The sequence below is a fragment of the Nitrospira sp. genome (genome assembly GCA_016715825.1).
Classification (GTDB): domain Bacteria; phylum Nitrospirota; class Nitrospiria; order Nitrospirales; family Nitrospiraceae; genus Nitrospira_D.
The window spans coordinates 189,821-203,130 of the sequence record JADJXO010000013.1 but is presented as its reverse complement, the minus strand read 5'-3'; the positions used below and the strand labels follow the sequence as shown (position 1 = coordinate 203,130).

The following is a 13,310-nucleotide window of genomic DNA, read 5'->3' as shown; positions in this document are numbered from 1 at the left end:
TTCCTAATCCTTCAACCATTTTCACAGGCACTGAATCGCTCGCCAGAACACTGTCTCGACGTGTATGAATGGCTCCGTCGCTCCTCTTGGTGCGCTGAGGGCGCTACAGGCAGCGTCTTGAGACACGGTGCGTAAACTGATGAGATCAACTCCGTCGAGTAGTCGGTGTGGTACGCATACGGGTCGAAAGGTAGTCTCGGAACTCGGCTCCTAGTGCCGGATTCTTCAAGGCAAACTCGACAGTGGCAATCAAGAAGCCAAGTTTGTCTCCTGCGTCATGACGTCGTCCCTCGACCTCTAGCGCATACATGGGAGATTTCTTTGCAAGCTCTTTCAGGGCGTCGGTCAGCTGGATTTCTCCATTCTTTCCTGGTCGAGTCTTTCTCAGAATGGGAAAGATTTCCGGAGGCAGCACGTATCGCCCGATGACGGCCAGTGTGGAGGGCGCATCAGCAGGAGATGGTTTTTCAACCAAGCCTTCAACCCGATGTAGCCCATGCGCCAGGCGTTTGGGAGTCACAATTCCGTATCGACTGACATCTGCCTTTGGAACATCCTGCACTCCCAGGACTGCGCCACGCCGCTTTTTATACACGTGCGTCAATTGCGCGAGCGCGGGAACATGTGCGTCAATAATCTCATCTCCCAGTATCACGGCGAATGGTTCATCACCGATCAAGTGTTGCGCACACAGGACAGCATGTCCGAGACCGAGTTGCTCCGATTGCCTGACGTAACAGAAATTGGCCAGGTTCGAAATCTGTCTGATTTGATGCAGGATTTGACTCTTGCCGGTTCCTTTCAGCGTCTCTTCCAATTCAACCGAACGGTCGAAGTGATCTTCAATGGCTCGTTTACCTCGTCCGGTAATCACGATGATATCCTCGATGCCAGAAGCTACGGCTTCTTCCACGGCGTATTGAATGAGTGGCTTGTCGACCAAAGGCAACATCTCCTTGGGAGAGGCCTTCGTCGCGGGAAGGAATCGGGTTCCCCAGCCAGCCGCAGGAATGACCGCTTTTCGTACGGTAAAACGAGACATGCAGCCGATACTATGTGATGGGGTGCATGAAGTCAAGAAACCGCTGCACCACTCGTCTTACGACGATGCTTCTGACACATTTCCCTAAGGATGGAGGGTGCCGCGCAGTATGGATGAGAAATCGGAAAACAGGAACGATCCCACTGTGTGGCGTTCGGAGGACCGTCGACTCCTTTACAATATTGGATGGCCTCAATATAATCCTGAAGTTTTGCATGGGCAGCTTGGAAGCCACGTCTGTGTGCTGGTTGGCGTAGTGGGACCGTTCTCTGATGGTGGCTGTGCGTTCCGACAAACAATGCTATGCGGAGTGAAGCCGAGTGACAGAGGCTTGTCGTGGGCGGTTGAGCATCGTGAGGAACTGTGGGGTGAGTCCGCTCGCCCTATCTCTCTCGACAGTTCTCTCTAGGAATCCTTATCGGTGACCCTGCATGCCGTCTACAGGGCTCGCTCGTTTATAGTCGTGGCCTTGGTCACCTCCGTGTTGTGGGGCCTGGTCGAGGCCCTGGCTCAGGTGCCTGAGCCCAGGGTGGCGTCGATCGAAATCCGTGGAGTCAAACGAATCGAAGTGCCAGCCATTACGGGACGGCTCACTCTGAAATCCGGCGATCCCTACACCGCTGAGACCGTGCGTGGCCAGGTCAAGATTCTCTATAACACAGGTTTTTTTGAAGATGTTCAGGTCGAAACGGACTCTGTTGCCGATGGAATGGCCGTCACCTTTATGGTGCAGGAAAAGCCGTTTATCACAGAAATTGTTTTCGACGGGAATGATCAGTTAAGCGACGATAAGTTGAAGGAGAAGACGACCATCAAGAGCCAGACATTTCTTGACCAGCAGCTGGTGAAGGAGAGCGCTGAGAACATGCGGCAGCTGTATCAGCATGACGGATATTACAGCGCGCAGGTTATCCCGGTCATTCAGACGTTGGATGAAGACCGAAAGCGTCTGATGTTTCATATTCGGGAGGGAGAGAAAGCCAAAATTAAAGAGGTGGTTTTCGAGGGGCTGCGGGCGGCAACAAAAGCTGAGATGTTCAAGGCGATGTCAACCAGAGAGTGGATTCCATGGTACGGATTCTTTACCAAATTGAAACTACCCTCTTTGGTCTCTGATGCCGGTGTATTGAAGCGCGACGAGTCGGCGAACGATGTGGAACGGATCAGAGAAGTGCTGCTCAATAAAGGTTACTTCAACGTTCGGGTCGGCCAGCCGTCCGTGGAGCTGACCGAAGACAAGAAATGGTTCATCGTCAATTATCCGATCGCGGAAGGCGAGCCCTTTACCATCGGTGAAATCGGGTTCCGAGGACATACGGTGTTTGAAGAGCCGGAGCTTCGGGAAGGATTAAAGATCAAGGAAGGAGAGATTTTTCAACGGGCCAAAATCCGGGATGAGATCACCCGACTGACGGATCTCTACGGGAGTAAAGGGTATTCGTTTGCCGAAGTGATACCCGGCGTCAATCCGAACAACGAAGAACGGACGGTGAGCATCATCTTCAGCCTGAAAGAAGGAGAGATGATGCGGATTCGGCAGATCAATGTGTATGGAAACGACAAGACACGGGACAACGTGATCCGCCGAGAAATTCGGGTGGACGAACAGGATGTGATCGATACCGCCTCATTGAAACGAAGCTTCCAACGATTGAACAATTTGAATTTCTTTGAGACGGTCGAAATCCTACCGGCGCAAGTGGCTCCGGATAAGGTGGATTTGAACGTCCGTGTCAAGGAAAAGCCGACCGGCATGTTCAGCGTCGGTGGAGGGTTCAGTACGTTGGATCGACTCGTGGCGATTGCCGATATCACGCAGGGGAACTTGGGAGGGTATGGTTGGCTCGGGCGTATTCGCGGGCAGCTCGGCCAGCGACGAACCCTTGGGCACATCACATTTCGCAACCCGTACCTGAACGACTCGTTGACCTCGCTGCAAGTGGACGGCTATCGAAGTCTGACTAATTTCCTGTCCTATCGCGAGGAACGAACGGGAGGCAGTATCACACTCGGTCGATGGTTATCGGAGTATGTCACGGGCAGTGTCGGTATGTTTGCTGAACAAATCACATTCAGAGACCCTCAGCTCGGGATCTGCCCCGATCTGGTCCCGATCGTCTGTCGGCAATTGGGAACTCAGTCTTCCACAGGATTTCGGACCACGTTGTTCAGAGATACTCGAGACTATTACATCGATCCCAGAAGCGGCTGGCGGTTTGGCGGCGGGTTCGATGTCGGAACCCCGTATTTGGGTGGGACGAACAACTTTATCAAGTACTATGTGGACATCATTAAGGTCACACCTCTTCCACTCGACATGCGAATTTCATTGCGGGCTCGGTATGGAGAGGTCCATGCGCTGGGCGGCACACAGGTGCCGCTGAACGAACGATTCTTCGTGGGTGGGATCAATACCATGCGAGGGTTTGCGTTCGGTCGCGCGGGCCCTGTGGTTCCCACGACGCGCGCGCCATTCGGTGCGGCGAAGCAGTTGATCTTCAACACGGAATTGATCTTTACGATCTCTGCCGAGGCGAAACTCAACGGAGTCCTCTTTTTTGATTATGGGAAGGGCTTTGATGACGGTGAACCATTGTCGATCGATCTCCGGCCTGCTGCTGGTTTGGAGGGACGGTGGATCTCTCCGTTCGGTCCCTTGCGCGTGGCCTATGGGATCAATCTTGATGCACGCACCGGCGAGCGTCAAGGTGTGTTCGAATTTACGATCGGGACGTTGTTCTAAGCGGAGCATGAACGTGATGGGTCTGATGGCGAATACACGGCGATGGCTAACAGGATGGATGTGCTTCTTCAGTGTGGTGGCCATGACAATCTCGTTGGGTGGGTGTGCGGGAACGGTCACCAGGGTTGACGGAAAGGTGGGGGTGATCAATTCGCAGCGGTTGCTCAATGATACGAACGCCGGCAAGCGGGCGAAAGAGAATCTGACCGCCTATTCAAAAAATCGACAGGCCCTGATGGAACTGGAAGAACGAGAGTTGCGGCGAATGGAAGAGGACTTTGCCAAACAGTCTTCGATCCTCAGCCCTGCGGCCAAGCGTGATCGAGAAGAGCAATTTCGTCGGCGCATGCAGGAGTATCAGCAAAAGGCGGCGGAGTTGAATCGAGAGGTCCAAGAAAAGCAAAAAGACGTGCTGGAAGGGTTTCGCGACAAAATCGAAACGGTGGTGGCCAGGGTCGCCAAACGTCTGGGGTTGCAGGTCGTCATCGATAAGAGTAAGGGCGGTCCGACGGTCTATCATGAAGAGGGGCTCGACATATCAAACGAGGTCATTGAAGAATTCAACCGCGAATACCCCTAGGGAGCGGTGGGAGGAAAAACCATGAGGAGTGCGGTGCGAGCAGTAGCGGTGGGCAGTGCGGTCGTGCTGGCGCAGTGGGTTGGACTGCTCCATGCAGCAGAACCGGTACGGGTCGGTGTCATCGATCAACAGATGGTCATGGAACGGACCAAGGCCGGCAAGTTGGCCTTGGAAGATATGAAAGGCTATTCGATGACGAGACAGAAGATCATCAATTCTGATGAGCAAGAGCTCAAAGATCTGCAACTGTCTCTCGAGGATCCAAATGGGAAATTGACCGAGGCCGCGCGGCAAGAAAAAGAAGAGCAGTTCCGAGGCAAAGCCGAAGCCTTTCAGCACCGTCTTCAAGAATTCAACCGAGAGGTTCAGCTGAAGCAACGCGAGCTGGTCACGGAATATTCACGGAAGATCGCCACCGCAGCACAGGCGGTGGGACAGAAGGAAGGCTATGTCGCGATTGTCGACAAGGGCAGCGATACATTAATGCGGATCGTCCTCTATCACCAGCCTGCGTTGGATGTGACGCAGGCGGTGATCAAGGAGTTCGATCGACAGAACCCTTAAATATCCGCATTTTCTATGAGCGAGAGGAGGCAGAGCCAATGGCAGTGGTTGAGCAGGCTGAAATTCAGGCATTACTTCCCCACCGGTATCCTTTCCTGCTGGTGGATCGGGTCAAAGATTTTGAACCACATACGAGGATTGTTGCCATCAAGAATGTGACGGTGAATGAGCCGTTCTTCCCAGGACATTTTCCTGGCCGTCCGGTCATGCCTGGAGTACTGATTATTGAAGCGATGGCGCAGGCAGGTGGTGTGTTGGTGTTCAAGTCAGGAGGAACGGTCGGGAAGACGGTCCTGTATTTGACGGGGGTCGACGAGGCAAGATTCCGGAAGCCGGTGGTCCCGGGCGATCAGCTTCGTTTTGAGATTGAGGTGATCAAGAAGCGTCCACCGTTCTGGAGAATGCAAGGCAAGGCCTTTGTAGAGAACGAGGTGGTCTGTGAAGCCGTGGTAACTGCGATGGTAATGGATGAAACGGAACAGGGAAGTAAGTAGTCGCTAGGCGTCAACTGTGATACCACAAGAGTGCATGATCCACCAGACACCTACTTCTAGCAGGCGACGAATCACCAGAGACGTCTAATGTTCGCAAAGGGGGACGTGTGAAGATACATCCAACAGCAATCGTTCATCCCAAGGCGCAGATTCACGGCGACGCAGAGATTGGGCCGTACTGTGTGATCGGGGAACATGTCACTCTCGGAAAGGGAAGTCGACTGCGCTCGCATGTGACGATCGATGGATGGACGCAGATCGGAGAGCGAAATGAAGTGCACCCGTTTGCGTCGATCGGCGGTCCGCCTCAACACCTCGCCTATAAGGGCGAACCAACGAAGGTTATTCTCGGCGATGACAATACTGTCCGGGAGTATGTGACGATCAACCGAGGAACTGTTCAAGGGGGTGGCGTGACGTCCCTCGGATCGAAGAGTATTCTGATGGCCTATGTGCATGTGGCTCATGATTGTCGGCTCGGCAACAACATCATCATGGCCAACGCGGCAAGCCTAGCCGGGCACATCACGATCGGGGATCATTCCGTCATCGGAGGGTTGACCGGTGTGCTCCAGTTTGTGCGCGTCGGTGACTATGTGATGGTCGGCGGTTGTTGCGCGATTGGTCAGGATATTCCCCCGTTTGCGTTTGCCGCCGGTGGATATCGAGCCCATCTCTATGGGCTGAACACGGTCGGGTTACAACGGCACGGCTTTTCGGTCGACCGCATTGCCACGCTCAGAAAGGCGTTTGATCTTCTATTTCGGGAAGGGCATCGAACTGCGGAGGCGGTTCGACTGGCTAAAAAGGAGTTCAAAGGACAGGCCGATGTGGCCAAGATTCTCAGCTTTATGGAGGGGACCAAACGTGGGATCTCACGGGCAGTCAATCTCGATACGGAGCGAGAGTTTGATCAACAAGTGTGAGATCATCCGCCATGACCAGTACGATGCCCATACCTGACGGCCGAATCGGCGTGATCGCGGGGAACGGACGTTTCCCGATCATCTTTTCCGATAACGCGCGCAAGATGGGGCTGCACGTGTCTGCGGTGGCGCATGAGGGGGAAACAGACCCGGAGCTTGAACAGCATGTCGATCAGATGCATTGGGTCAAGATTGGGCAGCTGAATAAACTGATCAATGCCTTCAAGGCCGACGGCGTTCGGAACGTCGTGCTGTTGGGAGGGATCAAGAAGACCCATATCTATAGCAAAGCGCGCCCCGACTTTCGTGTCTTGGCGCTTGCCACGAAATTGGTGCTGTGGAAGGATGATGACATCCTTCGAGCACTGGCGGCGGAGCTCGAACGGGATGGCATCACGATCTGTGAATCGACGTTCGGACTCGAAGGAATCTTGGTCGAGGAAGGAACTTTGACATCTCGCCGACCGACCAAGAAGGAGTGGATCGATATCAGATATGGTTGGGATGTGGCCAAAGAGACTGGACGCCTAGACATCGGCCAGTGTGTGATTGTCAAGGATCGAACCATTGTGGCAGTCGAAGCGGTCGAAGGAACCGATGAGGCGATTAAACGTGGTGGCATCCTTGCCAAAGACGGAGTGGTCGTCGTGAAACGGTGTAAGCCGCAACAGGATCTCCGCTTTGATTTGCCGGCTATCGGACCGAAAACAATTGAGGTCATGCGCTCCGTCAAGGCGTCGGTGCTCGCTGTTGAAGCTGGCCGCTCTGTGATGTTGGATCGAGAACAACTGCTCAGTCAGGCGGAGGAAGCGGGGATTGCTGTGGTGGGGCTTACGCGTCAAGAAGCACCAAGCCCGGAGCATTCAACCAACCCATGACCGCCCAGAGCCTGAGAGACTCTCGAATCCTCCAATGCTTGGCTTCCGATCAGTATCTTGGTGCGAAGCCCCTTCACACGTTAACCAAATAGGCCTATGACAAAGCTGCGTGCTGGTGTGATCGGGGTTGGACATCTTGGGCAGCACCACGCGCGTCTCTACGCCTCGTCTCCAGACTCGATGCTGGTTGGCGTGGTTGACCACGATCAGGACCGAGCGTCTACCGTCGCCCAGAAGTACGGCGTACAGGTCTTCTCTGATCTACAAGATTTGCTGAAGCACGTTGATCTCGTCACTATTGCCGTCCCTACGTCCAGTCATTATTCGGTCGCGAAAGTCTGTCTCCAGACCGGTAAGCATGTCTTGATCGAAAAACCGATTGCGGTCTCGCCGACGGAAGCGCAGGAGCTGGTGGAGTTGGGACACCGCCATGCCTGTACGATCCAGGTTGGACATAGCGAGCGTTTCAACCCGATCATGCCGTTGATGCGGCCTCACATTCGCGAGCCGTTGTTCATCGAGTGTCATCGATTGGGAAGTTATAGTGAGCGTGGCACCGATGTTGACGTCGTGTTGGACTTGATGATTCATGATCTTGACCTGCTGTTGTCGTGCAATCCGGGTCCGGTCGAGGATGTGAAGGCAGTCGGGGTCTCGGTGCTTTCCGCAACGAGCGATGTCGCCAACGCGCGAATCCAGTTTCAGAGCGGCTGCGTTGCGACACTCACGGCCAGTCGAGTTTCACCGAAACCCATGCGTCAATGGCGTCTGTTCCAGCCAGCCGCGTGTCTCTCAATCGACTTTCAGACTCGGCAGGGAATGATTGGAAAACCGTCGGTTGAACAGGGTCTTACGCCGATGATGACGGTGGACGAGGTGCAGGCAGATCATGACGAGCCGTTGAAATTACAGCTTGAGTCGTTCCTCCGCGCGGTTCGTGCCAACTCTCGTCCTGTTGTATCGGGTCAAGACGGCGCCGATGCTCTAGAACTTGCGCATCGTGTGCTGTCCGCGATGAACGGGCCCGATTGGAAGCCGATGCCCGAGTATCGCAGACAGGTGCACGGGTGAACGTCCTTGCACCTGCGGACATCGAGTCGCACTTACGGTCTATTCGTCTGTAGATTATCATGGCACGCATTCTTATCGTTACCGGTGAAGCGTCGGGCGATCTCCACGGAGCGAATCTCGCGAAGGCCCTCAAGGCCTGTGATCCCGAGGTTTCACTGGCGGGAATCGGCGGGCGTGCCATGGAGTCAGCCGGAGTGGAGTCGGTCTGCACGATGGGGCAGTTCGACGTGATGGGCATGGTTGGGCCCTTGGCGTTGGCGGCCATCATTCGACGGTTTTTCTTCATGCGGCGACTGTTCAGGTCGGAACCATGGGATGCAGTCGTCTTTATCGACAATCCCGGGTTGAATCTGCGGTACGCCTATTTTGCCAAATGCGCTGGGTTACGCGTATTTTATTATATCGCACCGCAGATCTGGGCCTGGGGGCCCTGGCGGATGTACTGGATCAAGAAACGGATCGATCATGTGTTGGTGATTTTGCCGTTTGAGAAACCCCTCTTCGACCGAGCAGGTGTTCGTTGCACGTTTGTGGGACATCCTATATTGGATGCTGTTGAGGAGGCCTATGATCGGTCGGCGCTTCGCGCCAAGTTTGGCTTTGCTCCTGAGGAACGCGTGGTTGCATTGTTGCCAGGGAGTCGGGCGCACGAAGTACAGGTTCTGCTCCCGATCCTTCTCGACGCAGCAGAGAAATTGGCGCGGCATAAGCCAGGAACACAGTTTCTCCTGGCACAAGCCTCCACAATTCAGGATAATCTGTTGCAACCGTTCCTCCAACAGAACCGAGTGTCGGTCACCGTTGTGAAAGAGCAGACCAGTGAAGTGTTGGCGGTCTCGGATTTTGCGTTGGTCAAGTCGGGTACGGCTATCTTGCAAGCCGCCGTCGTCGGTACACCCATGGTGTTGTTTTATCGAACGACGGCATGGGAATTTTTCATCGGGAGTTTCTTTATCCGGGTCAAATGGATTGGGCTCGTCAATTTGGTGGCAGGACGATCGATCGTACCGGAGTTGGTACAGGACGCGGCAACCGGTCAGCGATTGTACGAAGAGGCGATCAGGGTCTTGGAAGACCGATCCGTCTATGATGAGATGCGACGAGATTTAGCCGAAGTGCGAGATGCATTGGGTGAACCAGGCGCGTCAAAGAGGGCGGCGGAAGCCGTGTTGGCAGGATGTCGGGTGTAGCACGATTCAAACGCCTGATGCGGTATGTAAAACCGTACCAAGGACGGTTCCTGGCAGCCTTTGCCTGTTCAGGCCTTGTGGCAATTCTCAGTGGCGTCTATGCCTGGCTCGCCAGGCCGGTGTTGGACGATATCTTCATCCAAAAAGATGAGCAGATGTTGCTGGTCCTGCCGTTGGTCCTCCTTGGCGTGGCCACGTTGAAGGCACTATTCAGCTATGGTGTGGGCTATCTCATGGCCTATGTCGGCAATCGAGTCGTGGCCGATATTCGACAGGAATTGTTCCAACAACTGATGCGACTCTCCGTCGGCTTTCACGATACGAACACGTCCGGGCGCCTGGTTTCTCGCGTCGTCAACGATGTCGGGATGATGGCCAACGCCGCATCAAGCGTCGTCAAAGATATTTTTCAGAACGGCCTGACATTTCTGGCCATGATCGGCGTCATCCTGTATCAGAATTGGAGGTTGGCAGGGCTCTCGCTCATCGTGATTCCACTCTCGGCGTTGAGCATGGTGCGGGTCGGCAAGCGATTGAAACGATTGGCCACAAGCGGGCAAGAACAACTGGGTGACCTGTCCTCTACGCTGCAAGAGATGTTGGCCGGCATCAGAACGGTCAAAGCGTTCGGGCGGGAGGAGGCGGAGGCGGAGCGATTCGAAGAACGGAACCGAAAAGTACTCTCGACGACTCTGAAAAGTAATCAGGTCTGGTCGCTGGGGCATTCCCAGATGGAAATCATCGGAGTGATCGGTGTCGCAGCCATTATCTGGTACGGCGGCTATTTGGTCATCCACGACACCATGACTCCCGGTGCCTTTTTCTCGTTCATGGCGGCCTTGTTCATGGCCTATACCCCGATTCGGAAGCTCTCAGGATCGAATAATCTGGTTCAGCAAGCGCTTGCGGCTGCCGAACGAGTCTTCGACGTGTTGGACCTCAAGACCGAGTATGCTCGGAATAGCGGGACCGTACCGTTGGTCGGGATCAATCAGGCCATCGAATTTCAAAGCGTCTCCTTGCGGTATGAGAATCACACGATCCCCGCGCTGGCCGATATCGATCTCGTGATCCGACCGGGTGAAGTGATTGCGCTGGTCGGGAGCAGCGGGAGTGGAAAGACCAGCTTGGTGAGTTTGCTGCCTCGTTTTTATGAGCCGACGGCAGGACGCATTCTCCTGGACGGCCTCCCTATCACGTCCTACGAGCTGCGCTCGCTGCGCTCGCATATCGGGATTGTTTCGCAAGAAGTGTTCTTATTCGACGAAACCGTCAGAACCAACATCGCGTTCGGCAGATCCGGCTCCAGCCAAGCTGAGGTCGAGCAGGCGGCAAAACTGGCGTATGCCCATGACTTTATTCTCCGCTTACCGCAAGGGTACGATACAATGATCGGCGAGCGGGGAGTCAAACTGTCTGGCGGAGAACGGCAGCGTCTGGCGATCGCCAGGGCCATTCTGCGCGACCCACCAGTGATGATTCTGGATGAAGCAACGTCGGCGTTGGATACGGAGTCAGAACGGATCGTGCAATTGGCGCTGGCCAACTTGATGAAGGATCGGACGACCCTCGTGATTGCCCATCGTCTCTCGACCATCCAGAACGCCGATCGCATTATTGTCTTGGATCGAGGCATCATTGCCGAATCGGGATCGCATGAGGAGTTGCTGCGGCAAGGAGGCGTCTACCACAAGCTGCACGCCATGCAATTTCAGGATGTGACCAGTGTCTGATCTCATCAAGTCCTGCGAACGTTGGGTGAAGTGTTCGATTCTCCCTCCCGTCGGGGCGGTCGCCATTCGCGCACTTTCCCGCTCGATGTGTATGGACACTCGTGACCATGAAGTGGTTGATGGCTTGTATCGAGACGGGCGCAACGTCATTATTGCGTTCTGGCACGCACAGCAGTTAATGATTCCGTTCGGATACCGCGGACCTGGGGCGCATGCGCTGATCAGCCGACATGGCGACGGTGAGATCATCGCGCGAATTATTGCTCGGTTCGGGCATGCGGCGGTTCGCGGGTCGAGCACACGGGGAGGGGCAGGCGCACTTCGAGCCTTAATCAAGCTGGGGCGATCTGGTCGGGACGTGGTAGTGACGCCGGATGGCCCCAAGGGGCCGCGGCACGTGGCAAAGCTTGGAGTGATTCATCTCGCAAAAGCAACGGGTCTTCCGATTATACCGCTGGCCTTTGCCTGCTCAAAAAAAAACTCTTCGCGAGTTGGGATCGCTACATGGTCCCATTCCCATTTTCGAGGGGGCAATTTCTGTACGGAGATCCGCTCTGGGTCTCACGGGAAGCGGATGCGGCCTCACTGGAGGAGACTCGCCAGGAACTTGAGAGGGTCCTCAACCGATTGACGGATGAAGCGGAGCACGCCGTCACTCGCCAGCCGCCAGCCAACAGGCGTGACTCTGAGACGGGCCGTTCGAGTGATTCAACGGCTGAGATCTAACGAGTGGTGGCCGACAAGTTTGTCATGTGGCGATTCCTCTATAATGTCCTTCTCACCCTTGCTGCCCCGGTTGTTGTGGGTGTCCTGCTCGCCAAGCCACGCTGCCGAGCCGGATTCTTCCAACGGATGGGGTGGAAGGCTCCGCCGTCCCAAGCTGATGGCTCGTCTCGGCCGCTTATCTGGATTCACGCCGTGTCCCTTGGTGAGGTGGTGGCGGTTGCCCCACTCGTGAAGGCGCTCCATCTTCGCCATCCGGAGTATCGCTATGTTGTGACGACCGTGACTGAAACGGGACGTGAGGCTGTTCTCCAGCGGTTATCGGGTATTGCCGAACATCGGTATGCCCCGCTCGATTTTTTCTGGGCCGTGACCGGCATGATCCGGCGCATGCAGCCCATTCTCTACATCTTCGTCGAAACCGAACTCTGGCCTAATCTTTTGTGGTCGTTGCGAGACCGGCATGTACCGTCGGTGTTGGTGAATGGGCGGTTGTCGTCGCGGTCGTTTGGCCGTCAGGATCTTCCTCTGATTCGTTCCTTTTATAGATCCATGTTGCAGACCTTAGACTTCTGTTTGATGCAAACTGAGAGGGATCGGCAGCGGATCGTGGCGTTGGGAGCTGAGCCGGATCGTGTACGTGTGACAGGCAACATCAAGTTCGACCAACCTCTACCGGTTGGTACCTCGGATGAGTCTCTTCGAAGGAGCTTCGGACTCCTCGAGAATGAACTACTCATCCTCGCAGGTAGTACCCATCCTGGGGAAGAGGAGATCTTGGTCTCGGCTTATCGCCAGGTGGCCGAGACCTATCCATCCACGGTGTTGATGTTGGCACCTCGGCACATCGAGCGAGCTGACCGGGTCGTTACGATGGTTCAGGAGGCCGGCTTTACGGTACAACGAAAGAGCAACCTTCGAGAGAGCCACTCTGGTCCACGTGTGGTTATTCTGGACACGAGAGGAGAGCTGGCGCTTGCATACCGCGAGGCTGCCGTGGCTTTCGTTGGAGGAACACTCGTTCCGGTAGGCGGACATAACTTGCTGGAACCGGCTGTGTGGGGCACTCCGGTGGTGTTTGGGCCGTATACGGACCATTGTGCTGAGGTTGCCGCACTCTTGGAGGACGCAGGAGGAGGGCATCGTGTGACAGGAGGTGAAGACTTGGTCACTCTGTTAGCGGGGTGGCTAGGGCAGCCTGAAACCCGAATTCGAGTTGGGCAGGTTGCGAAACGTGTTGTGTCGGAAAACCAAGGTGCGCTCACTCGGAGCGTGGAGTTCATTGAATCCTGTCTCAGGACGGCTCCATCCTATTCCGATCGGTGTGCATCGGAAGGGCCTGGGCCACTGATGGCCAAACCATAAC

Annotated in this window: 12 protein-coding genes; 11 read left to right on the top strand and 1 reads right to left on the bottom strand. The window is 55.2% G+C overall.

Annotation, left to right across the window (positions count from 1 at the left end):
• Nucleotides 1-145 precede the first annotated feature (145 nt).
• Nucleotides 146-1,042 (bottom strand): UTP--glucose-1-phosphate uridylyltransferase GalU, encoded by an 897-nt coding sequence (gene galU, locus IPM58_18005; protein ID MBK9308935.1) that lies wholly within the window; start codon nucleotides 1,040-1,042, stop codon nucleotides 146-148.
• A 505-nt stretch (nucleotides 1,043-1,547) separates the two neighbouring features.
• On the opposite strand from galU, the gene bamA reads away from it, so the two are divergent.
• The 11 genes from bamA to IPM58_17950 all read left to right on the top strand — a co-directional run bounded on the left by bamA (nucleotide 1,548) and on the right by IPM58_17950 (nucleotide 13,309).
• Complete coding sequence (gene bamA, locus IPM58_18000; protein ID MBK9308934.1) at nucleotides 1,548-3,785, top strand: outer membrane protein assembly factor BamA; 2,238 nt, start codon at nucleotides 1,548-1,550, stop codon at nucleotides 3,783-3,785.
• 82 nt (nucleotides 3,786-3,867) lie between these two features.
• A complete protein-coding gene (locus IPM58_17995; protein ID MBK9308933.1) occupies nucleotides 3,868-4,365 on the top strand; it encodes an OmpH family outer membrane protein in 498 nt (165 codons plus the stop codon).
• 21 nt (nucleotides 4,366-4,386) lie between these two features.
• A complete protein-coding gene (locus IPM58_17990; protein ID MBK9308932.1) occupies nucleotides 4,387-4,929 on the top strand; it encodes an OmpH family outer membrane protein in 543 nt (180 codons plus the stop codon).
• 38 nt (nucleotides 4,930-4,967) lie between these two features.
• Nucleotides 4,968-5,423, top strand: a complete 456-nt coding sequence (gene fabZ, locus IPM58_17985) for a 3-hydroxyacyl-ACP dehydratase FabZ (GenBank protein MBK9308931.1) — start codon at nucleotides 4,968-4,970, stop codon at nucleotides 5,421-5,423.
• 107 nt (nucleotides 5,424-5,530) lie between these two features.
• Entirely contained in the window at nucleotides 5,531-6,349 is an 819-nt protein-coding gene (lpxA, locus tag IPM58_17980; protein MBK9308930.1) for an acyl-ACP--UDP-N-acetylglucosamine O-acyltransferase, read from the top strand.
• A 23-nt stretch (nucleotides 6,350-6,372) separates the two neighbouring features.
• A complete protein-coding gene (gene lpxI, locus IPM58_17975) occupies nucleotides 6,373-7,227 on the top strand; it encodes a UDP-2,3-diacylglucosamine diphosphatase LpxI (protein ID MBK9308929.1) in 855 nt (284 codons plus the stop codon).
• A gap of 96 nt (nucleotides 7,228-7,323) precedes the next feature.
• Nucleotides 7,324-8,298: a Gfo/Idh/MocA family oxidoreductase gene (locus IPM58_17970; protein MBK9308928.1), complete on the top strand. Its 975-nt coding sequence runs from the start codon at nucleotides 7,324-7,326 to the stop codon at nucleotides 8,296-8,298.
• A gap of 59 nt (nucleotides 8,299-8,357) precedes the next feature.
• Nucleotides 8,358-9,488, top strand: a complete 1,131-nt coding sequence (lpxB, locus tag IPM58_17965; GenBank protein MBK9308927.1) for a lipid-A-disaccharide synthase — start codon at nucleotides 8,358-8,360, stop codon at nucleotides 9,486-9,488.
• A complete protein-coding gene (gene msbA, locus IPM58_17960; GenBank protein ID MBK9308926.1) occupies nucleotides 9,476-11,221 on the top strand; it encodes a lipid A export permease/ATP-binding protein MsbA in 1,746 nt (581 codons plus the stop codon). The genes lpxB and msbA overlap by 13 nt, the downstream gene beginning before the upstream one ends.
• Before the next feature lie 85 nt (nucleotides 11,222-11,306).
• Complete coding sequence (locus IPM58_17955) at nucleotides 11,307-11,852, top strand: DUF374 domain-containing protein (protein ID MBK9308925.1); 546 nt, start codon at nucleotides 11,307-11,309, stop codon at nucleotides 11,850-11,852.
• 101 nt (nucleotides 11,853-11,953) lie between these two features.
• On the top strand, nucleotides 11,954-13,309 hold the full coding sequence (locus IPM58_17950) for a 3-deoxy-D-manno-octulosonic acid transferase (GenBank protein MBK9308924.1): 1,356 nt from the start codon (nucleotides 11,954-11,956) through the stop codon (nucleotides 13,307-13,309).
• Nucleotide 13,310: the final 1 nt, after the last annotated feature.